Annotated in this window: 18 protein-coding genes; 7 read left to right on the top strand and 11 right to left on the bottom strand. The window is 62.2% G+C overall.

What is annotated here, in order from left to right:
- Nucleotides 1-64: 64 nt before the first annotated feature.
- The gene (locus tag C9990_RS03895; RefSeq protein ID WP_106802573.1) at nt 65-511 is read right to left on the bottom strand and encodes a DUF4879 domain-containing protein; all 447 of its coding nucleotides are present in this window, start codon (nt 509-511) and stop codon (nt 65-67) included.
- A 209-nt stretch (nt 512-720) separates the two neighbouring features.
- Between C9990_RS03895 and C9990_RS03890 the strand changes: the two genes are divergently transcribed.
- Nucleotides 721-2,016 (top strand): NCS2 family permease, encoded by a 1,296-nt coding sequence (locus C9990_RS03890; RefSeq protein WP_034100857.1) that lies wholly within the window; start codon nt 721-723, stop codon nt 2,014-2,016.
- Nucleotides 2,013-3,092 (top strand): tRNA (uridine(54)-C5)-methyltransferase TrmA, encoded by a 1,080-nt coding sequence (gene trmA, locus C9990_RS03885; protein WP_065910173.1) that lies wholly within the window; start codon nt 2,013-2,015, stop codon nt 3,090-3,092. The genes C9990_RS03890 and trmA overlap by 4 nt, the downstream gene beginning before the upstream one ends.
- A gap of 650 nt (nt 3,093-3,742) precedes the next feature.
- On the opposite strand, the gene C9990_RS03870 is transcribed toward trmA, so the two are convergent.
- From C9990_RS03870 to C9990_RS03840, 7 genes are all read right to left on the bottom strand, one after another.
- Complete coding sequence (locus tag C9990_RS03870; protein ID WP_106802571.1) at nt 3,743-5,077, bottom strand: TolC family outer membrane protein; 1,335 nt, start codon at nt 5,075-5,077, stop codon at nt 3,743-3,745.
- Entirely contained in the window at nt 5,074-6,399 is a 1,326-nt protein-coding gene (locus tag C9990_RS03865; RefSeq protein WP_106802570.1) for an HlyD family type I secretion periplasmic adaptor subunit, read from the bottom strand. The genes C9990_RS03870 and C9990_RS03865 overlap by 4 nt, the downstream gene beginning before the upstream one ends.
- Complete coding sequence (locus C9990_RS03860) at nt 6,396-8,132, bottom strand: type I secretion system permease/ATPase (RefSeq protein ID WP_106802569.1); 1,737 nt, start codon at nt 8,130-8,132, stop codon at nt 6,396-6,398. The genes C9990_RS03865 and C9990_RS03860 overlap by 4 nt, the downstream gene beginning before the upstream one ends.
- A gap of 165 nt (nt 8,133-8,297) precedes the next feature.
- Nucleotides 8,298-8,918 carry a heme acquisition protein HasA gene (locus C9990_RS03855; RefSeq protein WP_106802568.1) on the bottom strand — a complete coding sequence of 207 codons (621 nt, stop codon included), beginning with the start codon at nt 8,916-8,918 and terminating at the stop codon, nt 8,298-8,300.
- An 81-nt stretch (nt 8,919-8,999) separates the two neighbouring features.
- Nucleotides 9,000-11,660 (bottom strand): TonB-dependent receptor, encoded by a 2,661-nt coding sequence (locus C9990_RS03850; protein ID WP_106802567.1) that lies wholly within the window; start codon nt 11,658-11,660, stop codon nt 9,000-9,002.
- 198 nt (nt 11,661-11,858) lie between these two features.
- A complete protein-coding gene (locus C9990_RS03845; RefSeq protein ID WP_106802566.1) occupies nt 11,859-12,857 on the bottom strand; it encodes a FecR family protein in 999 nt (332 codons plus the stop codon).
- Between the two features lie 63 nt (nt 12,858-12,920).
- Nucleotides 12,921-13,442: an RNA polymerase sigma factor gene (locus tag C9990_RS03840; protein WP_028618031.1), complete on the bottom strand. Its 522-nt coding sequence runs from the start codon at nt 13,440-13,442 to the stop codon at nt 12,921-12,923.
- A 207-nt stretch (nt 13,443-13,649) separates the two neighbouring features.
- Between C9990_RS03840 and aroQ the strand changes: the two genes are divergently transcribed.
- The 4 genes from aroQ (at nt 13,650) to C9990_RS03825 (ending at nt 16,610) form a co-directional block, all read left to right on the top strand.
- Complete coding sequence (gene aroQ, locus C9990_RS03835; RefSeq protein ID WP_065910157.1) at nt 13,650-14,099, top strand: type II 3-dehydroquinate dehydratase; 450 nt, start codon at nt 13,650-13,652, stop codon at nt 14,097-14,099.
- Nucleotides 14,096-14,944 carry a shikimate dehydrogenase gene (locus C9990_RS03830; RefSeq protein WP_106802565.1) on the top strand — a complete coding sequence of 283 codons (849 nt, stop codon included), beginning with the start codon at nt 14,096-14,098 and terminating at the stop codon, nt 14,942-14,944. Before aroQ ends, C9990_RS03830 begins: the two co-directional genes overlap by 4 nt.
- 530 nt (nt 14,945-15,474) lie before the next feature.
- Nucleotides 15,475-15,777 carry an IS3 family transposase gene (locus tag C9990_RS32655; protein ID WP_065899480.1) on the top strand — a complete coding sequence of 101 codons (303 nt, stop codon included), beginning with the start codon at nt 15,475-15,477 and terminating at the stop codon, nt 15,775-15,777.
- A complete protein-coding gene (locus C9990_RS03825) occupies nt 15,774-16,610 on the top strand; it encodes an IS3 family transposase (RefSeq protein ID WP_065899479.1) in 837 nt (278 codons plus the stop codon). Before C9990_RS32655 ends, C9990_RS03825 begins: the two co-directional genes overlap by 4 nt.
- Nucleotides 16,611-17,239: 629 nt before the next feature.
- Here the strand turns inward: C9990_RS03825 and C9990_RS03810 are convergent.
- Both C9990_RS03810 and quiC read right to left on the bottom strand, forming a co-directional pair.
- Nucleotides 17,240-17,905, bottom strand: a complete 666-nt coding sequence (locus C9990_RS03810) for a TetR/AcrR family transcriptional regulator (protein ID WP_065910346.1) — start codon at nt 17,903-17,905, stop codon at nt 17,240-17,242.
- A 77-nt stretch (nt 17,906-17,982) separates the two neighbouring features.
- Nucleotides 17,983-19,884: a 3-dehydroshikimate dehydratase QuiC gene (gene quiC, locus C9990_RS03805; protein ID WP_106802562.1), complete on the bottom strand. Its 1,902-nt coding sequence runs from the start codon at nt 19,882-19,884 to the stop codon at nt 17,983-17,985.
- 220 nt (nt 19,885-20,104) lie between these two features.
- Here quiC and C9990_RS03800 point away from each other — a divergent pair, with 220 nt between their 5' ends.
- Nucleotides 20,105-21,439 (top strand): MFS transporter, encoded by a 1,335-nt coding sequence (locus tag C9990_RS03800; protein ID WP_106802561.1) that lies wholly within the window; start codon nt 20,105-20,107, stop codon nt 21,437-21,439.
- Here C9990_RS03800 and C9990_RS03795 read toward each other — a convergent pair whose 3' ends face one another.
- Nucleotides 21,440-22,318: a DMT family transporter gene (locus C9990_RS03795; RefSeq protein ID WP_065910150.1), complete on the bottom strand. Its 879-nt coding sequence runs from the start codon at nt 22,316-22,318 to the stop codon at nt 21,440-21,442. It abuts the gene before it with no gap.
- Between the last annotated feature and the right edge of the window lie 180 nt (nt 22,319-22,498).

Genomic DNA, 22,498 nt, shown 5'->3' with positions numbered 1-22,498 from the left:
GTCGCCGTCTCAGGGGTACGACTTCCCGGGGTATTGAGCGTTCAAGGCAATTGATAGGTGGCGATCAGCGAATGCTGAGGGTGGTAACCAGTTGGTTGCGCGGCGGATTGATCGACGTGTTGCTGTACTGGAAGGTGCCACCCGCGCTGATATTCAGCTGGAATGCATAGATGTAGCCCATCACCGTGCCCGCGCCGCTGCACGCCTGGCTGATGGAGCCCACCTGGCAGATCGGGGTGCTGCTGCCGGAAACCGGCGCACCATCGAAGAACGCCTGGGAGCTGTTGCCCAAGCCGACTTCCATCACGTACACCAGCGTTTGCCCACGGTGCGTGCACATCTGGGTGCTGGCCGCGCGTTCAGGGATGGTTTCAGTGCAACCTTCCGACTGCACCTTGAACACCCGCACCTCGCTCAACGCCGGTGCAGTCGCGCCCCACGCCGGTGCCGCACTGAGCCAAAGGCCGATTATGGCGAACAGAGCTAGACTGCTGGCGTTGGCTTTTTTCATGCTGGCGATGACCCTGGATTAAACGTCGGCGCAGTATGCCTCAAGGCCACGCTTCAGAATACGCAGCCTATACGCCACACGGCCTCGGCTGCTGGTATGATGCGCCGCTTTTTCCGATCCTCTCTGGAACCACAGGCGCTTGGCGCAGTTTGTGCTTTGACTTAGAGGTCAACAAATCACGACGCAAAATAGCGTCACAGGGAGCAGGCATGCTGGAAAAGCTGTTTCAACTCAAGGCACACAACACCAACGTGCGCACCGAGATCCTCGCGGGCATCACGACATTCCTGGCCATGGCCTACATCCTGTTCGTCAACCCGAGCATCCTCGGCGAGACCGGCATGGACAAGGGCGCAGTATTTGTCGCGACCTGCCTGGCGGCGGCCATCGGTTCGACCGTGATGGGCCTGATCGCCAACTACCCGATCGCACTGGCGCCGGGCATGGGCCTCAATGCCTTCTTTACCTACACCGTGGTCCTGCACATGGGCCATACCTGGCAGGTTGCGCTGGGCGCGGTGTTCATCTCGGCGGTGCTGTTCTTCCTGCTGTCGATCTTCCGTATCCGTGAGTGGATCATCAACAGCATCCCGCTGCCCCTGCGCTCGGCAATTGCCGCCGGTATCGGCCTGTTCCTGGCGCTGATCGCCCTGCACAACGCCGGCATCGTGGTCAGCAACCCGGCCACCATGGTCGGCCTGGGCGACCTCAAGCAACCGGCGCCGATCCTCGCCACCCTCGGTTTCGCGCTGATCGTGGCGCTGGAAGCCCTGGCCGTGCGCGGTGCAGTGCTGATCGGCATCCTGGCGGTGACCATCGTGTCCATCGTCATGGGCTTCACTCCGTTCGGCGGCGTGACCTCGATGCCGCCGTCGCTGGCCCCGACTTTCCTGCAGCTGGATATCAAAGGTGCATTGGACATCGGCCTGGTCAGCGTGATCTTCGCCTTCCTGTTCGTCGACCTGTTCGACAACTCCGGCACCCTGATCGGCGTCGCCAAGCGCGCCGGCCTGATGGGCAAGGACGGCCACATGCCGAAGATGGGCCGCGCCCTGATCGCCGACAGCACCGCCGCCATGGCCGGTTCGCTTTTGGGCACGTCGACCACCACCAGCTACATCGAATCCGCCGCCGGCGTGAGTGCCGGTGGCCGTACCGGTCTGACGGCGATCGTGGTTGCGATCCTGTTCCTGCTGGCGCTGTTCTTCTCGCCACTGGCGGCCAGCGTTCCCGCGTTCGCCACCGCGCCGGCACTGCTGTTCGTCGCCGTGCTGATGACCTCGGGCCTGGCCGAAATCGACTGGGATGACATTACCGTTGCAGCGCCGGTGGTGATCACCGCCCTGGCGATGCCCTTCACTTACTCCATCGCCAACGGCATCGCCTTCGGTTTCATCGCCTGGACCGCCATCAAGCTGCTTTCGGGCCGCTACCGTGAGCTGAACCCGGCACTGGTGATTCTGTCGATTCTGTTTGTGATCAAGCTGGGCTGGTTCAACGCATGACTTTTGACGCCGCACGCTACACCGCTCAACTGCAAGACAAGGTCACGCGCTTGCGTGACCTGCTGGCCCCGTTCGACGCACCCGAGCCACAGGTCTTCGATTCGCCGCTGCAGCACTTTCGCCTGCGCGCGGAGTTCCGCCTGTGGCGCGAAGGCGGTGAACGCCACTACGCGATGTTCTCCCAGGACGACAAACGCACGCCGATCCTGATCGAAGAATTCCCCATCGCCAGCCAGCGCATCAACCAGTTGATGCCGCAGCTCAAGGCCGCCTGGCAAGCCAGTGCTGCGCTGAGCCACAAGCTGTTCCAGGTGGAGTTCCTCACCACCTTGGCCGGCGACGCAATGATCACGCTGTGCTACCACCGCCCGCTGGACGAGCATTGGCACACCGCCGCGAACCAGCTGGCTGCCGACTTGAACGTGAGCATCATCGGCCGTTCGAAAGGCAAGCGCGACGTGATCGGCCATGACTACGTGGTGGAAAAGCTCGAGGTCGGCGGTCGCACGTTCAGCTACCGCCAGCCTGAAGGCGCGTTCACCCAGCCCAACGGCACGGTGAACCAGAAGATGCTCAACTGGGCGTACGAAGCCCTGGGCGATCGCCCGGATGATTTGCTCGAGTTGTATTGCGGCAACGGCAATTTCACCCTGCCCCTGGCAACCCGCGTGCGCAAAGTGCTGGCCACCGAAATCAGCAAGACCTCGGTGAATGCCGCGCTGAGCAACCTTGATGAAAACGCGGTGGATAACGTCACGCTGGTGCGCCTGTCTGCCGAGGAACTCACCGAGGCGCTCAACGAAGTGCGCCCGTTCCGTCGCCTGCACGGCATCGACCTGAAGAGCTACGAATTCGGCAGCGTGTTCGTCGACCCGCCCCGTGCCGGCATGGACCCGGACACCTGCGAACTGACCCGGCGTTTCGACAACATCCTGTACATCTCCTGCAACCCGGAGACCCTGGCGGCGAACATCGCGCAACTGCATGACACCCACCGCATCACCAAGTGCGCCCTGTTTGACCAGTTTCCGTGGACGCACCATATGGAATCCGGCGTGCTGCTGACCCGCCGATAAGGTGGCAGGACAGCGTAAATCGCCTGTGGGGGTTGGTTTGCCTATGGGGGGTGTCAGTTGATAGATGTGCTGACTGAACCACCGCCATCGCGGGCAAGCCCGCTCCCACAGGGGCATGCATTTCAAGGCAAAGGTGGGGGCTGGCTTGCCTGCGATGGCGGGGTGTCAGTTGGTATATGGGTTGGCTGAACTACCGCCTTCGCTGCCTCGCTCTGGCTCGAGAGCTCCCACAACCGAGCAGCAGGTTCGAGCTGCATGCAATCGCACAGCGCACACATATCCCCTGTGGGAGCTGGCTTGCCTGCGAAGGCGGAGGGTCAGTCGGTATATCTGTTGACTGACACAACGCCTTCGCGAGCAAGCCCGCTCCCACAGGGGCATGCATTTCAAGGCAAAGGTGGGGGCTGGCTTGACTGCGATGACTCAGGGTCAGTTGGTATATGGGTTGGCTGAGCCACCGCCATCGCTGCCTCGCTCTGGCTCGAGAGTTCCCACATCCGAGCAGCAGGTTCGAGCTGCATGCAACAGCACAGCGCACACATATCCCCTGTGGGAGCTGGCTTGCCTGCGAAGGCGGGGTGTCAGTCGGTATATGTGTTGAATGACACAACGCTTTCGCGAGCAAGCCCGCTCCCACAGGGGCATGCATTTCAAGGCAAAGGTGGGGGCTGGAAATACCCTGCCAACGCCTGCAAGTCCTGCTCGTTGAGCAACCCTGCGTAATACTTCAATTGAATCCGCGCCAGCAGATACGCATGCCGTGCGTTCGCCAGGTCGCGGCGGGCGGTGTAAAGCTGTTGTTCGGCGTCGAGCACGTCGAGGTTGACGCGCTCGCCGCCGCTGACGCTTTTTTGGGTCGCGGTGACCAAGGCGGTGGCGGAGCTGACGGCCATTTCGTAGGCACGCACTTTCGCCGCGCCGCTGGTGTTGAGGTTGAATTGCTTGCGCAGCTCCACCAGGGTCGCCGAGGTTTGCGCATCCAGTTCGTATTGGGCCTGGGACAGTTGGTGCGCCGCCTGGCGGGTGGACGCCGACACGCCGCCACCGGCGAACAGCGGCAGGCTGACCTGGATGCCGACACTGTTGGTGTCGTACTTCTGGTTGTAGCTGCTTTCGGAGTCGGAGCTGGTCTGGCGGCTGCTGGCGTAGAGGCTGACCTTGGGCATGTGGCCGGCGCGTTTACGCTCCACTTCATATTCGGCAACGTCCAACGCGTGGTGCTGGGACTTCAGCTCCGGGTTGTTGGCCATCGCCAGTTCGCGCCAGGTGTCGAAACGGTTGGGCTCCAGCGGCGGAATCGCGAACTGGCGAGCCAGTGGTGCCAGTTCTTCGATCTGCAACGGTTGGCCGACGATGGCTTCCAGCTCCCGCAGGGCACTGTCCTGGGTGTCCAGCGCCTCGATTTCCTCGGCCTGGGCCAGGCTCAGGCGGGCCTGGGTTTCCAGCACGTCGGTGCGCGTGCCTTCCCCGCCCTTGAGCAGGCGATCATTGAGTTGCAGGCGTTCGGCAAACGCGCGTTTCTGTGCGCGGCTCAGCTCGATACGCTCCTGGGCCAGCAACGCCTGGCTGTAGGCACTGAGTACGCGCACCGCGAGTTCCTGGCTCTTGCCGCGAAACCGTTCATCGGCCATCAGCGCCTGGGCAGTGCCCTGGCGAAAGCGCGCATAGGCTTCGTAATCCAGCAGCGGTTGCTGCAAGGTCAGGGTCGACGCATAGCTGCGGTAATCGCGGTCGCTGGTGACATTGCCCACGGCGGTGCTCTGGGTCACTTCGGATTCATTGCGCGAATTGTTATAGCTCCAGGACAGGTTCGGCAGCAGCCCGGCGCGGCTGATCGCACGATTCTCCTCGCCGGCCTCGCGCTCCTGGATCGCGGCCTGGAAGGTCGGGTCATTGCGCAGGGCCAAGTCGTACGCATCCAACAAACCCAGGGCCTGCGCCGCCGGTGCGCAACTGAAACACAGGGTGAACAACAACGCCTTCATTCTTCCACCAGGGCCATGTGGGTGCGATCCAGCAACGGTTTGAACAGGTAGTTGAGCATCGAACGTTCACCGGTCTTGACGAAGGTTTCCACCGGCATGCCGGGGCGGATCTGCACGCCGTCCAGTTGCTGCATGCCGGCCGCGCTGACCTGCGCGCGCAGCGTGTAGTAAGGCTCGTCGGTGCGCTCATCGACCTGGCGATCCGCCGACACCAGCGTGACCTCGCCGGCCACCCGTGGCGTGGTGGATTGGTTGAAGGCCGAGAACATCAACTCCACCGGCAAGCCGGGGTGCACCTTGTCGACCATCTGCACCGGCACTCGCGCCTCCACCAGCAGCGGCTCGCCCTGGGGCACGATGTCCATCAATGCCTGGCCAGGCTTGATCACCCCGCCTTCGGTAAACACATCCAGGCCGACCACTACACCGCTCGCGGGCGCACGCACCAGGCTGTTGGCCAGCTCAAACTCGGCCGAGGCCAGGCGATTGCGCAGGTCATCACTGCGAGTACGGGTATCGGCCAATTGGCCGCGCAGGTCTTTCTGGAAGTCTTCACCGAGCTGGCGGATGCGCAGTCGCAGCTCCAGGACCTGGCGCTGCAATTGGCCAATACGGCCGTAGTCCTCGGCGATGGTGCCGTCGATCTGGGCATACAGGCGCTCGCTGTCGAGCAGGCGATTGCGCGGGATGTAACCGTCGCGCGCCAACTCGCGCAGGCCCTGCAGTTGCTCGCTCAGCGTTGCACGTTGCTGGACCTTGCTGGCCTGCGAGTCGCGCGTGCCACGTAGCTGCGCCTCGATCCCGGCGATGGTTTCGCGCAGGCCTTGCTGCTCGGTCGCCAGCGCCTGGGCGCGACTGCTGAACAGCTGGCGTTGCAGGTCCAGGGTGTTGGCAGCCTCGGGATCGTCAAGCAGCTCGGGGCCAAAGGTGACCGCCGCCAACCCTTCGCTTTCCGCACTCAAGCGCGCTTCGCTGGCCAGGGACGCAAGGTACTGGCTGCGCAGGGACTGCATCTGCCCACGCAACGGGGTTTCCTTCAAACGCAGCAGCACCTGGCCGGCGTTGACCACGTCACCGTCGCGCACTTCGATGCGCTCGACGATACCGCCCGCCGGATGCTGCACCGTCTTGCGATGACCCGAGACCATGACCTTGCCCGGCACCGCCACGCCCTTGTCCAACGGCGCCAATGCCGCCCAACCGAGGAAGCCGGCGAAGCCACCCAGCACCAGCCACCAGCCCAGGCGCGAGTATTTTTTGTCATCCAGCGCCAGCACATTGTTCGGCTGATCACTGACCAACACCGGTTTACTGCTGCTCATGCCTGTTTTCCTTCACCGAGGCGGTAACTCATGCTCATGGTCGACACCGGCTTGGGCGCCGCAGGTTTCTGCCGCGCTTCCAGCACCCGCGCCGTCGGGCCAAAGGCTTGCAACTGGCCGTCCTTGAGGATCAGCAACTGGTCGGTCAGCGTCAGCACGTTGGGTTTGTGGGTAATCAGGATCAGCGTGCGGCGCTGCTGCTTGAGCTGGGTGATCGCCTGCAGCAGGGCCTGCTCGCCCACCTCGTCGAGATTGGCGTTGGGCTCATCCAGCACGATCAGCGCGGGCAAGCCGTACAGCGCGCGGGCCAGGGCCACTCGCTGTTTCTGGCCACCGGACAGGCCGGCACCGCCCTCCCCCAGTGGGGTGTCGTAGCCCTGGGGCAGTTGCAGGATCAAGTCATGCACGCCCGCCATTTGTGCGGCGGCGAGGACTTTGTCGGCGTCCACCGCCTCAAAACGCGCGATGTTTTGCGCGATGCTGCCAGCGAACAGCTGGATGTCCTGGGGCAGGTAACCGATGTGCGGCCCCAGTTGCTGCTTGTCCCAGTGACTCAGGTCGGCGCCGTCCAGCCGCACCTTGCCGGCCAGCGGCGCCCAGGCCCCCACCAGCACCCGCGCCAGGGTGGACTTGCCGCACCCCGACGGGCCGATCACGCCGAGCACTTCGCCTGCCGGCAGGTTGAAGCCGAGGTTGGCCAGCGCCGGGCGCCGACTGCCTGGAGCGCAGGCGCTGATCTGCTCGACACTCAGTTGCCCCTTGGGCACCGGCAAGCTCATGCGCTCGGGGCGCGCCGGGTTGGCCTCAAGCATCTGCGACAGGCGCTCGTAGGCCAGGCGCGCCGAGCCCCATTGCTTCCAGACGCCAATCAGTTGGTCGATGGGACTCAGCACGCGGCCCATCAGGATCGACCCGGCAATCATCATTCCCGGCGTGATCTCGCCCTGCACCGCCAGCAACGCGCCGAGGCCCAGCACCAGCGACTGCAACGCCAGGCGTACGCCCTTGGACCAGGCCGTGACGGCCGCGGTCTTTTCACTGGCCAGGTTCTGCTGCGCAAGAAACGCCTGGTGCTGGTGGAACCAACGCCCGCGCAATGTGGCGAGCATGCCCATGGCCTCGATGGTGTCGGCATTGCGCAGGTTCGCCGTGGCCTGCTGGCTGGCGCTGATCGACAGTTGGCTGGCCAGGGCCATCGGCGCCTGGCTGACGCGGTGGTTGAGCCAGGCCAGCGCGATCAGCATCACCGCGCCGCCCAGGGCCAGCAGGCCGAGCCAGGGGTGGAACAGGAAAATCACCAGCAGGTACACCGGAAACCACGGCGCATCGAAAAACGCGAACAGCGCCTGGCCAGTGGCGAACTGGCGCAGGGTGGTCAGGTCATGCAGCGCCTGCCCCGCCGCCTGGGTGCCGCCCTTGAGTTGCGCTTCGAACGCGGCGTCGTACACCCGCTGGTTCAGGCGCATGTCCATCTGCGTGCCGAGGCGGATCACCACCTGGCTACGCACCCACTCCAATGCGCCCATCAGGCCGAACAGGCCGAGGATCATCAGCGTCAGCATGAGCAGGGTCATCTGATTGCCCGAGGCCAGCACCCGGTCGTACACCTGCAGCATGTACAGCGCCGGGGCCAGCATCAGCAGGTTGATCACCGCCGAGAACAGGCCGATGTTGAAGAAGCCACTTTTATAAGCCGCGAGGGCGGCCAGGGTTTCGTTGCCGGCGTGGCGCATCTGGGGATTCTCAAAGGGTTGAGCGGGCAGCGTCGTTGCGTTGACAGGCCATGCGACGCTGCGCAGAATTCGGCACCGCCGTCGCTTGAAGAGTTAGAAGGCTTGGCGACAGCGGTGTAATGCGGCGAATGGGAGAGCGATCTTCCATTCGCTTTTTTCATGGCATCAGGCTGCCAGGGCGAAGTCCTGAGGCACATCCTGGACGCCCACCAGCGCCACATCGGCAGCGGCGACCGACGCCGAGTCGACATGAGCAACACCGGCTGCCGCCAGTTGATCGAAGGTGGAGTTGACCGACAGGCTTGGGTCGATGTCCTTGAGCAGGGAGTCGATCGCCGAGGCCAGTGCCGTGCTGTCGCCGCTCATCAGGCCGTAGATGATCTGGTGCACCTGGCCGTCACGGCCCTCGGACTGCAGGCTCGACAGGCCCAGGTTGGTGAAGCTGACTTCCTGCTCGGTGAGGGTGTAGCCACCGCTGCTGGCGCCGCCCGTCAGGATAGTGCCCAGGTTCAGGGAGTCGATCGACCCCCACAGGGTGTGCGACGGCGGGTTGAACAAGGTGTAGTGCAGGTCACCGTTGGCGACCACCGCCGCGTTGCTGACCGTGCTCGACACACCATATTGGGTGCCGTCGAACGGGCCAGGATTGAAACCACCGGTGTTCGAACCTTCTTTGACCGAACCTTCGCGGTGGTTCAAGTCACCAAAGTAAGCGGACCAGTCGCTCAGGTACTCGGCAACCGTGTTGGCGGCATAGGTCGTGCTGTATGAAATAGAAATGCTCATGCAAAACTCCAAGTCATGGGGTGGTATCTCCACAGCAAGCCAGTGCCTGCTGTGGTTTTGCCCGTCACTGGGCAAAATCGGTCAGAACTGGTATTCAACGGTGCCCTGCAACGTGCGCCCACGCCCGAGGGTAAAGGCCAACACGTCGCCCAGCGGCACCAGATAGGCGCGGTCGGTGACGTTTTCCATGGCCAGTCGCAGGGTCAGTTGGTCGGTGGCGCGGTAGCTGCTGTAAAGGTCGTAGACGGTGTAGGGCTTCCAGTCGGCCGGATAAACGCCGGTTTGCGACGTGGTCACGCCGACACCGCCTTTTACGTAGTAACCGCCGCTGTAGCGGGCGCGAACGCCCACATCCAATTTGCGCTCGAAGAAGCGCGCACCCAGCGTCGCGGTACCGCGGTCCATCGGCATGTGTTCGGAGGAGCCCAGGATTGCGCTGCAGCTCTGCCCCGCATTGGCCACGTCGTCCGGCACCATCGCGTCTACAGGCGCACGGCTACCCGGGCCTTTCTGGATCTTGGTGACACCGCCCAGCCATGCGGTCTTGCTGCAGAACTTGTTGCTGCCGAGCATGCGTGTGTAGTTGAACTGGCCATAGGCAAACCCGGCGTCGTAATCCAACTGGTATTCGAGACCGCGAAAACGCGTGGTCTCCAGGTTGTTCACATACGCCGCATTGCCGATATTGGCGATGCCATAACCGGGCGGCTGCACGCCCAGGGCCATGTAGGAGAAGTCGTCGACGCGGGTGTTGAAGTAGGACACCTTCATGCCCACGCGGTCATCGGCGAACACCAGGTCTTCCTTCAGCACGTTGAAGCCGACTTCCCAGGCAGTGGACGTCTCCGGTTTCAAGAAGGGGTTGGGGAAAATCGACTCCGAGCCCCCGCCATGGGGCCGGCCGCTGACCAGGCTTTCGGTGACTGCCGGCGGGCGCCAGCCCTTGCCGTACGTGGCGAAGAGTTGCAACCAATCCACGCCAGGCTTGATCGACAGGCCGAAGGTCGGCGAGAAATGCCCCTCTTCCCGGTCCACGTCGTAGGTCATGGGCAAGCCGACCTGCCGGGTGGTGCCAATAATGAAGGTACGCGTGTTCAAGCCGGTTTCGCCGCGCAGCCGATAGCGGTCGTAACGCAAACCGGCATTGAGGCTCAGCCAGTTGTCATAGTCGTAATCCAGGCGCGCGAACAGGCTGCCGAGTGCCCGGTCCCCCTCGGGGGTGATGCTTTCCGCTGCAGAAGCGGTCACCGCCGAGCCTGCCTCCACCATTTGGTTGGAGTCCGGGCGGACTTTGTCGTAGAAGAACTCCAGCCCATAGTTGGCCTTGAGCACGGACAGCTCGCCCAAGGCAAAGGTCGAGATGTTCTGGGCCTGCAAACCGTAGGTGTTGGTCTGGTAGGTGACCTCGTACCCCTTGCTGCTGCCACGGGTCAGGGTGCTCTGGTCATTGCGGGTATCGACGTAGTAGAGCTTGGCCTTGAAATCGATCAGCGGGTTGTCCGGCGTGTAGCTGTAGTCCAGCGCGAAGTTCTGCGCCGTGACATTGCTGCTGCCAAGCTTTTCCCATAACTGGGCTTTCTCGGCGGTCATCATGTTCACATCATCGTAGCCAACCTCGGTGGTCAGATAGCTCAGTTGCAAGCGCTGGTCCACCGGCAGATTGATACCGAGCTTGAGCAGGCGCGAACGCATCACCGAGCCCGAATAAGCGACGGGGGTGTTCTTGATCCGTTCCTGACTGTTCGGCAGGAAGGAGCTGCCGGTGCGCAGATCGCCGATGCTGCCTCGGGTACCAGGTTTGTAATCACCGAGGTGGCGCTCACTGGCGGCCACCAGCATGTCCCACACGTCGGTCCCCACGGCAAACGCCGAGCTGCCGATAAAGTGCGTGCCGTTGCTGCGCCCGCCCAGCCCCGTGGTGAGACGAATGCGCCCGCCGATTTCCTTGCCGTCCTTGAGCAGGTCAGCCGCCTCCACGGTACGGAAATTGGCAACCCCGCCAATCACGCCCGCACCGCCCATGGTGGAGGTAGCGCCCTTTTCGATGACGACTTCGGACAACAACTCCGGGTCGACATACAGGGTGCCATTGCGTTGCTGGTGACCACTTTGCTGATAGTTCTGGCGCATGCCGTCGACCGACATGTTGACGCGGCCGTAGTCCTGGATCCCGCGAATATTCACCGACAGGCCAGGGTCCTGCTGACTGACCGCCGAGTAGACGCCTGGCGCCTCCTCGAGCATTTCGGCGGCATGGCGCGGCGGGTTGCGATCCAGCTGTTCACGCCCGACCACACTGACCGAGCGTGGCGAGGAGTACACCCAATCCTGGGCGTGCTGGCCGGTGATGGTGGTGGTTGCCAGCGACAATGCCGGGGTGGTCGTCTGCTCGACGCGCGTCAGGGTGACCTGGCGCTCGCCGGTAAAGCGGTAGTCCACCGGGGCGGCGCCGAGCAGGCGGCCGAGACCTTCCTGCACCCCGAAGCTGCCCTGCAGCGCGGTGCTGTTCAAGCCTTGCAGGCGTTGGCTGTCGAACAACACCTGCAGGCCGGCCTGATCGGCGAAGGCCAATACCGCACTGCCGAGCGATTGCGCGGGAATATTGAACGTCAGCACTGCAGGCTGGGCCGCTGCCACTTGCGGCTGTGCGGCGAACACCGGCGCCGCTGCCGCGAACAGGCCCAGGTGAATGGCCAGGGCTAACCGGGTACCGGTGATACGCCCCTTGTTGAGTGCTGACATTTGTGTTTTTCCCTGCGTAAGCGTTTTTGTTTATGCGAATGCTTCTCACCTAGCAAGACGTGCGACGCGCAGGAAGTCAGTAAGATTTTTTTCAAAGTTTTTAAATGAGGGCGATTGGCAGGCAAAGACACGCGCAGGAGCCGGCTTGCCGGCGATGGCGTGGGAAAGATCTCGCGGGCGCCACCACCAGCAGGGGTGTTAATAGATCAGGCTGAGGCCTGCCAGGTCCAGGCGTTGCACTTGCAGTTCCTGGGTCAGGGTACCGAGGGCGGTGTCGAGCATGTCGAGGCGGAAGACCCCGCTGACTTCGCGATCGCCCAGGTCCGCACTGGTCAACACCACGCGCCCCGGGCGGTAGCGGTTGAGTTGTTCGATGACTTTGGCCAAGGGCTGGCGATCAAAGATCAACACGCCGCGACGCCAACTGGTGGCGCGCTCCACATCGAACTGATCCAAGGGCTCGATGCCCTCCTGGAGGCTGTAGCGCGCGGCCTGGCCTTCCTGGAGCACACGGTCGCTGGGGCCTTTTTTCGGCGAGGCTTGCAAGGACACCGCAACGCTGTGCTGCAACACGCCCACCCAGGCCTGGCTGCTTTCCTCGCGGTCCACCACAAACCGCGTACCCAGCGCGCGGGTCTGCCCGCCGGCGCTTTGCACCACGAATGGCCGGGTCTCCTTGCCGACCATGGGCGCCACATCGAAAATCGCCGAGCCCTGGAGCAGGCTGATGCGCCGTTGCACGCCGTCGTAATCCAGGCGAATGGCACTGGCGGAATCCAGCTCCACCGTGCTGCCATCGGCCAGGTGCACGGTGCGCACCTCGCCTTTCTGGGTGACATAGTCGGCCTGCAGGCGTAGCCAGGCATCCGGCCCGCGCACCCAGCCGACACCCGCCGCCATCACGACCAGCGCGACGGCCGCCGCCCGCTGCCACGGCCTTCGCCGCGCCGAGCGGCGCACCGGCAGCACCGCCGCAGAGGGGCGCTGGCGGTGTACCGCCTCATCCTTATGCACCTCGCCCAACGCCGCCCAGGTCTGCTCGGCAAAGCGCAGCGCCGCTTCGTGGCGACTGTCACAGGCGATCCAATGGCGCAGCTCGGCCTGCTCCTGGTCGGTCAGGGCACCGGCGTGCAGGCGCACCGCCCACTCGGCGGCCACCTCGGTAATGCTGTGCTGTTGCGGACCCTGGCTATTCACGTGTGAATCTCGAATTTTTCGTTATATAACGCTGTGACGACTGACCTGGCGTTTTTCGGTAATTCATTCGTCGGATGGCGCCACCTCGCCGTCCTGCAGGCGCTGCATCACGTAGGCCAAGGCCTTGGCCAGATGCTTTTGCACGGAGCTATCGGAGATGTCCAGGTGCCGGGCAACCTGGGCGTGGGTCATGCCCTCGATGCGGTTCAGGCGGAAAATCTGCTGGGTGCGCTCCGGCAACTCCGCCAGTGCCTGCTTCAATGCCTGTCGCTGTTGCTGCGCCATTGCCTGAGCCTCCAACCCGGCCACTTCATCTTCAATCTCGGCCAGCGCCTCGTGGGGCACGGAGTCTGTCTTGCGCCGCGCTTCCTGGCGAATATGGTCGATCAGCAGATTGCTCGCCGTTCGATAGAGATAGCCCTGGGAGTTGTCGATGCGCTCGCCGGCCGGCTTTTCCGCCAGGCGCAGGAAGCTCTCCTGCACCAGGTCCGCGGCCAACTGCGGGTCCCGTACCTTGCGCGCCAGATACCCGCGCAGGGTATCGGCGTGCTTGAGAAACAGGCCTTTGAGATCCACGTCCGACAAACCGACTCCCTGGAATGTTAAGGAAACAGGCGGGCATCTTAAGCGTTGTCGAGAATGATTTTCAATTGATATCTAATCTGATCCGTCGCGCCTCAAGGTCTGATTAACGGTTCGGTAATCGAACACATCCGCTGCCATCAATTGACCAAATTAACCATCCAGTACATTTTATCCGCACAACTAACAATAAGTGTGGAGACAGCCCTTATGCCGCCCATCGTGCTGGTGCTCAACGGCCCCAACCTCAACCTGCTCGGCACCCGCGAGCCGACCACCTACGGCCATGAAACCCTCGCCGATGTCGCCGCCCTGTGCGGCCGCAGCGCTGAGCAACTGGGGCTGAAAATCGAATTTCGCCAGACCAACCACGAAGGCGAGCTGCTGGACTGGATCCACGGCGCCCGCGCCCGCTGCGCCGGGATCGTGATCAACCCGGCAGCCTGGACCCACACGTCAGTGGCGATTCGCGACGCGCTGGTGGCCAGTGAAGTACCGGTGATCGAAGTGCATTTATCCAACGTGCATGCACGCGAGGCGTTTCGGCATCACTCGTTTGTGTCGCCTATCGCCAAGGCCGTGCTTGCCGGGTTCGGCAGCCATGGCTACCACTTGGCCCTGGAGCATTTCAGCCAGTTGCTGAAGGGATCGACGCAATGAAACCGCGCATTCTCGCCGGCCTGATCGGCGCCGGCATCCAGGCTTCCCGTACGCCGGCCCTGCATGAGCACGAAGGTGACGCCCAAGGCTTGCGCTACCTGTATCGGCTGATCGACCTGGAACCGCTGAAGCTGGACCTCAACGCCCTCCCCGACTTGCTCGATGCCGCCGAGCTGATGCACTTCACCGGCCTGAACATTACCTACCCGTGCAAGCAGGCGATCCTGCCCTTGCTCGATGAATTATCCGACGAGGCCCGCAGCATTGGGGCGGTCAATACGGTGGTGTTCAAGGACGGCAAACGCATCGGCCACAACACCGACTGCCTGGGCTTTGCCGAAGGGTTTCGGCGAAACCTGAGTGATGTTGCCCGCCAGCGCGTAGTGCAAATGGGCGCCGGCGGCGCGGGCGCGGCAGTGGCCCACGCACTGCTGGCCGAAGGCGTGGAGCAATTGAGTGTGTTCGATGTGGACGCCAGCCGCGCCCGCGACCTTGTGGATAACCTCACGCAGCGCTTCGGCGCCGGTCGCGCCCAAGTCGGCCATGACCTGGAAAACGCCATGGCCGAAGCAGATGGCCTGGTCAACACCACACCCATGGGCATGGCCAAGCTACCGGGCACACCGGTGCCCGCTGCGCTGTTGCGAGCGCAACTGTGGGTGGCAGAAATTGTGTATTTCCCCCTGGAAACCGAGCTGCTGCGCGACGCCCGCGCCTTGGGTTGCCGCACCCTGGATGGCGGCAACATGGCGGTGTTTCAAGCGGTCAAGGCGTTTGAATTGTTCAGCGGCAAGGTGCCGAATGCGCAGCGCATGCTGGCGCACTTTCAGCGCATGAATAGCTGACTGTCGAAACACGACCAACTGTAGGAGCCGGCTTGCCGGGGATTGCGGTTTGCCAGCCGATAGCTGTCTACCCGACGCACCGCCATCGCGGGCAAGCCCGCTCCCACAGTTTTGATCGCTGTTCGGGCTTGGGATTCGGGGTGCTGCGGCATCTGAGCGGGAGGTACAACTCGGCTCCAACCTTGAAATACATCCCAAAGGTGGGAGCGGGCTTGCCCGCGAAGGCGCCAGATCAGTCCCCCCCTGCAGCGACTGACCCACCGCTTTCGCGAGCAAGCCCGCTCCCACAGTTTTGATCGCTGTTCGGGCTGGGGATTCGGGGTGCTGCGGCATTTGAGCAGGCGGCACAACCCGATTCCAACCTTGAAATACATCCCAAATGTGGGAGCGGGCTTGCCCGCGAAGGCGCCAGATCAGTCACCTCCTGCTGCGACTGACCCACCGCTTTCGCGAGCAAGCTGAACTGGCCTAATGATTTTGGACACCTCAATCGGGCGCTATGATGGCGTCCAAATCTGAGGTGTTTGGATATGCGTAAATCTTATTCATGTGAGTTCAAACTCAAGGCTGCCAGCATGGTGCTGGACGAGGGGCAGTCGGTTCCCGAGGTCTGTGCCAGCTTGGATATTGGCCCTACGGCCTTGCGCCGCTGGGTCGATCAAGTTCGCAAGGAACGCTTGGGCTCGACTCCGGTGGGAGCCAAGGCGATCACCGCGGATCAGCGAGAGATCCAGGAACTTAAAGCCTTGCTCAGGCAAAGAGACCGGGATATCGAAATCCTAAAAAAGGCCAGTGCTCTCCTGCTTTTGGACGCCAAAGATCACTCTCGTTGATCTGTGAGCTGGGCGAGCAGTACGGCGTTAACGATTGCTGTCGTGTGTTCGGAATAAACCGCAGTAGCTTTTACGCATGGCGTCAGCGCCAAGGCAAGGTGAGCCCTAAGCGAGAGAAACTCAAGGCTATGCTGGTCAAGCACCACAGGGCGTCGAGAGAGTCTGCGGGCGCTCGTACCTTGGCTAAACAGCTGCAAGCCGGCGGGCATGATGTCGGGCGGTTCATGGCTCGCAGCTTGATGCGAGAAGCAGGCATTGTCAGCCGTCAACGCCGGCGCCATAAGTACAAGTCACCTGGCGTGGAGGCTTTGGTGGCACCGCATGTGCTCAAACGCAAGTTTGATGTTGCGACGGTCAATCAGGTGTGGTGTGGGGACGTGACGTACATCAAAGTCGGCAAGCGTTGGCTGTATTTTGCGGCGGTTCTGGACTTGTTCGCTCGCCGGATTGTGGGCTGGTCGTTTTCGATGATCTCTGATGCCACGCTGACCTGCGAAGCCCTGCGCATGGCGATTGAACTGCGCGGTCGCCCAAAAGACGTACTGTTTCACTCCGACCAAGGTTGCCAGTACACCAGCCATAAATTCAGAAATGAACTGCTGGAACATGGACTCCGACAAAGCATGAGCCGTAAAGGCGAATGCTGGGACAACGCTCCGATGGAGCGTTTCTTTGGAAGTTTGAAATCAGAGTGGGTGCCAGAAGCAGGCTACGGGTCGGAACATGAGGCCCGAGCGGATGTGCAGCGCTATGTATCGCGCTACAACATCACCAGGCCGCATAGCTACAACGACTATCGGTCACCAGTCGCCAGGGAGAAGCTGGTGGCGTGAAACCTTAATCGGTGTCCAAGATTACTTGACCAGTTCAAGCCCGCTCCCACAGTTTTGATCGCTGTTCGGGCTGGGGATTTGGGGTGCTGCACCGGCATTTGAGCTTAAGGCACAACCCATCTCTAACCTTGAAATACACCCCAAATGTGGGAGCGGGCTTGCCCGCGAAGGCGCCAGATCAGTCCCCCCCTGCAGCGACTGACCCACCGCTTTCGCGAGCAAGCCCGCTCCCACAGTTTTGATCGCTGTTCGGGCTTGGGATTCGGGGTGCTGCACCGGCATTTAAGCGGGCGGTACACACCCGGTTCCAACCTTGAAATACACCCCAAATGTGGGAGCGGGCTTGCTCGCGAATGCGCTAGACCAGCCACCCTCTTCAGCGACTGACCCACCGCTTTCGCGAGCAAGCCCGCTCCCACAGTTTTGATCGCTGTTCGGGCTGGGGATTCGGGGTGCTGCGGCATTTGAGCGGGCGGTACAACTCGGTTCCAACCTTGAAATACATCCCAAATGTGGGAGCGGGCTTGCTCGCGAAGGCGCCAGATCAGCCACCCCTTGCAGCGACTGACCCACCGCTTTCGCGAGCAAGCCCCACAGGGACTGCATTCCTTCCCGAATATCGCGCGTACTCAGGCCTGCAAGTACCGCATCACCGAATCGCAAATCATCTCGCGATGCCGCTGTTTGATCGCCTCATCCGACAGTTCGATCTGAAAAATCTCACTGAATGTATGGCGGTTGGACACGCGGTAAAAGCTGAATGAGTTGATCAACAAATGCACGTCCAGCGGGTTCAGCCCTTGGCGGAACACGCCCAACTCAGCCCCGCGCTGCAAGGTGGCGCCCAGCCCTTCGAGGATGTTGCTATTCATCGCCTTGATCGAATCGGAGCGCTTCACGTATTCAGCGTTGTTGATGTTTTCGATGCTGACGATGCGCACGAAATCCACGTTCTGGTCGTGGTGATCAAAGGTGAACTCCACCAGTCGGCGGATTGCTTCACGCGGTTCCAGCGCGGTGAGGTTCATCCGCGTTTCGGTGTTGCGGATATCGCCGTAGAGCTTCTCCAGCACCTCGACGTACAACTGCTCCTTGCTGCCGAAGTAGTAATAGATCATGCGTTTGGAGGTGTGGATGCGCTCGGCGATCGCATCCACGCGAGCGCCGGACAGGCCCTGCTGGACAAACTCGACGATGGCTTCCTGGAGAATGTTTTCGCGGGTCTTTTCCGGATTGTTCTTGCGACTCTTGCGCGGTGCGTCTGACACCGCGGGGAGTTCGGGACTCGAGGTCATGGTGCGCTCACGGCCATTGTTATGCAGGCAGTGATTATGGGCCGCGGCGCTCCCCGAAGGAAGCACCTGGCCCGCCGTCATAAGCGTGCCTGACGCACTGCACCGCTGCGCGATTTGGCCATCGCCGCCAGGCGCACCGCCACGTTGGCCGCGCCATAGCCGGCATAGCCGTTCTTGCGCTGGATGATCTCGAAGAAAAACCGCCCCTCAAACGGTTCGGTGTACACGTGAAACAACTCACCGCCCTGCGCGTCGCGGTCGTACAGCACGTTGTAATACGCCAGTTCGCTGAGAAACTCGTCGTCAAAATCGAAACGCGCGGCGAGGTCGTCGTAATAGTTCAGCGGAATATCCAACAGCGGCACCCCGGCCTCTTTCGCGCGGCGTACCTCGGCGAAAATGTCCGCACAGTCGAAGGCAATGTGGTGCACGCCCGAGCCGCGATAGCTCGACAGGGCGTGGGAAATTGCGGTGTTGCGGTTCTCGGAGATATTCAGCGGCAGGCGAATCGAGCTGCAGCGGCTGCGCAGTGCGCGACTTTTCACCAGGCCATACGGGTCGGGCAGCACCACTTCGTCATCGGCTTCGAAATCCAGCAGGCTCTTGTAGAACAGCACCCAACTGTCGAGGCTGTCGGCCGGCAGCGCCATGGCCATATGGTCGATGCGCAGCAAGCCACCGCTGGCGGCAGTGGCCGGTTGCAGATTGAAGTCGGTGTCGTAGAGACCGCCCTCGCTCGGGTCCACCAGGTAAATCAGGCTGCCATCCGGCGCGCGCACGGCGGCCAGTTCCAGCTCGTTCGGGCCCACGAGGCCGCGATAGGGCTGGCCCTTGTAGGCCACTGCCCGCTGCAGGGCCTTGGCGCTGTCCTTGACCCGAATCGCCGTGGCACACAACGACGGTCCATGGGCTTCGAAAAAGTTATGCGCGAAGGAATACGGCTCGCAGTTGAGGATCAGGTTGATATCGCCCTGGCGCAACAGGCTGACACTCTTGGACCGGTGCTGGCCGGCCTTGACGAACCCCAGGCGCTCCAGCCAGTGAGTCAGCTTGGCGCCGAGGCTTTCATCCACCGCAAACTCGAGGAACTCGATGCCGTCGTATTCGCTGGCCGCCGGGGTTTCGAAAAGGATCTCCACCGGCACCGCAGGTTGCTCCTGCGCCAGGCGCTGGCGGGTCTTCTCCTCCAGGTACAGCAGCGACCGCAAGCCATCTGCCGCATTCGCGCGAGTGGGCGCGGCGCGGAAGCCGTCGTTGAAAATCTCCAGGGACAACGGCCCGGTGTAGCCGCTTTTTATGATCGGTGCGAGAAACCCCGCCAGGTCGAATTCGCCTTGGCCGGGGAAGCAGCGGAAATGCCGGCTCCACTCCAGCACGTCCATGGCCAGGATCGGCGCGTCGGCCATCTGCACAAAGAAAATCTTGTCGCCGGGAATCTCGGCGATGCCACTCGGGTCGCCCTTCAGCGACAAGGTGTGAAAGCTGTCGAGCAATACGCCGAGGCTGGGGTGATCAATCTGGCGGACCAGGTTCCACACCTGCTGCCAGGTGTTCACGTGCTTGCCCCAGGCCAGCGCTTCATAGCCGATGCGCAAGCCACGCCGGCCAGCGTGTTCGGCCAGCAGGCTCAAGTCATCCAGCAGGATGCGTTCATCGCCGACGCAATCGGCCGAGGCGTTGCTGCACACCAGCACCAGGTCGGTGCCCAGTTCCTGCATCAAGTCGAATTTGCGCTCGGCGCGCTCCAGGTTGCGCGCCAGGCGGTCGCGGCGGCAGCCTTCAAAGTCGCGAAAGGGCTGGAACAGGGTGATGGCAATGCCCAGGTCGGCACACATTTGCCTAACTTCCCGAGGACTGCCGTCGTAATACAGCAGATCGTTTTCGAAGATTTCTACGCCATCAAACCCGGCAGCCGCGATGGCTTCGAGTTTTTCCGGCAGGGTTCCGCTCAAGGAAACGGTGGCAATAGAGCGTTGCATGGGGCGACTCCCGGCATTTGAGGCTCGTCTTATTTACGGCAAATTATTCGCCGCTAAACTGTTCACAGCAATTGAAATGTACGAACCGGTTAGTTTTCAGTGCGATTATCGAACACAATGGCTGTTGACGAATTGACGATTTTTTAACCGCTGCGCACCATCGATTCCGTATCAAGACCCAGAACACACCATAAAAATTTCAAAAAACGGGTACGACCTCATGCCTTCGCAAAACTCCGTCCTGGCCGCGCGCCCGGGCAACCCGCACGCCGGCATCGGCGACAAGATTCGCGGCGCCCTGGCCGTGGGTAAAACTCGCTGGGGCATGCTGGCCCTGGTGTTCTTCGCCACCACCCTCAATTACATTGATCGCGCCGCCCTGGGCGTGATGCAGCCAATCCTCGCCAAGGAGATGAGCTGGACGGCGATGGACTACGCCAATATCAACTTCTGGTTCCAGGTCGGCTACGCCATCGGCTTTGTGCTGCAAGGGCGCTTGATCGACCGCGTCGGCGTGAAGCGCGTGTTCTTCTGCGCGGTGCTGCTGTGGAGCCTGGCCACCGGCGCCCACGGCCTGGCGACCTCGGCCGTCGGCTTTATGGTCTGCCGCTTTATCCTCGGGCTGACCGAAGCCGCCAACTACCCGGCATGCGTCAAGACCACCCGCCTGTGGTTCCCGGCCGGCGAGCGCGCGGTGGCCACCGGCATCTTCAACGCCGGCACCAACGTCGGCGCGATGATGACGCCGATGTTGCTGCCGTTGATCCTGCACGTGTGGGGCTGGCAGGCGGCGTTCCTGTGCATGTCGGCGCTCGGCGGGATCTGGCTGCTGTTCTGGGGCTTGAAGTACTACAACCCGGAAGACCATCCGACGGTTAAACAGTCCGAACTGGACTACGTGCAACAGGAAGTCGAACCGGAACAACCGCGCGTGCCGTTCAGCCGCATCCTGCGCATGCGCGGCACCTGGGCCTTCGCCCTCGCCTACTCGATGACCGCGCCGGTGTTCTGGTTCTACCTGTATTGGCTGCCGCCGTTCCTGAACCAGCAATACAACCTGAGCATCAACGTGACGCAGATGGGCATCCCGCTGATCATCATCTATCTGACCGCCGACTTCGGCAGTGTGGGTGGGGGGATTCTCTCGTCGTTCCTGATCGGCCGTGGGATGAACTCGATCAAGGCGCGGTTGCTGTCGATGCTGCTGTTTGCCTGCTGCATCGTCGGCGTGATCATGGCGGCCGGCTCCAGCCAGCTGTGGGTCGCGGTGTTTGCCATCTCCCTGGCCATCGGCGCGCATCAGGCCTGGACCGCGAATATCTGGAGCCTGGTGATGGACTACACGCCCAAGCACATGATGAGCACGGTGTTCGGCTTTGGCGGGATGTGCGCGGCCATCGGCGGCATGTTCATGACCCAGATCGTCGGGCATATCCTCACGGTGACCAACAACAACTACACGGTGTTGTTCACCCTCATCCCGGCGATGTACTTCATTGCGCTGACCTGGATGTACTTCATGGCGCCGCGCAAGATTCCCACCGTAGACGTCTGATCACCTGCGCCGCTGCTGCCAGGCAGCGGCCAAGCCGCTCATGCAGATCACCCCGATGCCGACCACCGTGGTCACATCGGGGGTATGGCTGAACACCAGCCAGCCCAACAACCCCGCAAAGACGATCTGGCAATAGCCGAACGGCGCCAGCAAGGCCGGCGCCGCAAAGCGGAACGCCTGGGTCAGCATCAAGTGGGCGGTCATCCCGCAGGTGCCCAGCGCCAGCATCAACGCACCATGCCACAGCGTCGGAACCTGCCAGAAGAACGGCACCAGCGCACTCATCACCAGGGTATTGCACAGCCCGGCAAAGAAGTTGCTGGTGGTGGGCGTGTCGTATTGGCTGAGGATGCGCGTGAGCAATTGGTAAAAGCAGAAGAACAGCGCCGAACACAGCGGCAGCAGCACCGCCGGGGTGAACAGCTCGCCGCCGGGATGGATGATGATCAGTACCCCGACAAACCCGCAGATCACCGCCAGCCACTGGCCTCGGGTCACGTGCTCGCCGAGCAGCGGCACCGAGAGTGCGGTCACCAGGATCGGCGCGAGGAAGTTCACCGCCGTGGCTTCCGCCAGCGGGATGTAATGCAGCGCTGCAGTGAAGAACAAACTCGTGCCCAACAGGCACAACGCCCGCACCACCTGCATCCCCGGCCGCTTGCTGCGCAGCACGCGCAAGCCGGATTGCGGCAGGAAAATCCCGGCCATCAACACGGTATGCACCAGGTACCGCGCCCACACCACCATCACGATCGGATAAAACCCGGCCAGGTATTTGGACAACGCGTCGTGGCTGGAAAACAGGAACGTCGCCAGCACAATCAACAGGATGCCTTTGAAAGGATGGTTGACGCCGGAAAGGGGGGTGCTGACAGTCATTGAATTCTCTTGCGTGGCGAGCTGAACGCGGTGGCACTCAACCCGGTAATCTAGCAGCCGGGCATGCGTCTGCCCCCAGAGCATAACCAAACACCGTGCGAACAGCGCACTAAATCACGGGATTCGAGTCCAACGCTGCACCTCAGCCCCAGCGTTGCACACTTTTTAACCAAGGCCCTG

Source organism: Pseudomonas sp. S5D5 (genome assembly GCF_003013355.1).
GTDB classification, from domain to species: domain Bacteria; phylum Pseudomonadota; class Gammaproteobacteria; order Pseudomonadales; family Pseudomonadaceae; genus Aquipseudomonas; species Aquipseudomonas aylmerensis.
This window is presented reverse-complemented; position numbering and strand designations above follow the sequence as displayed.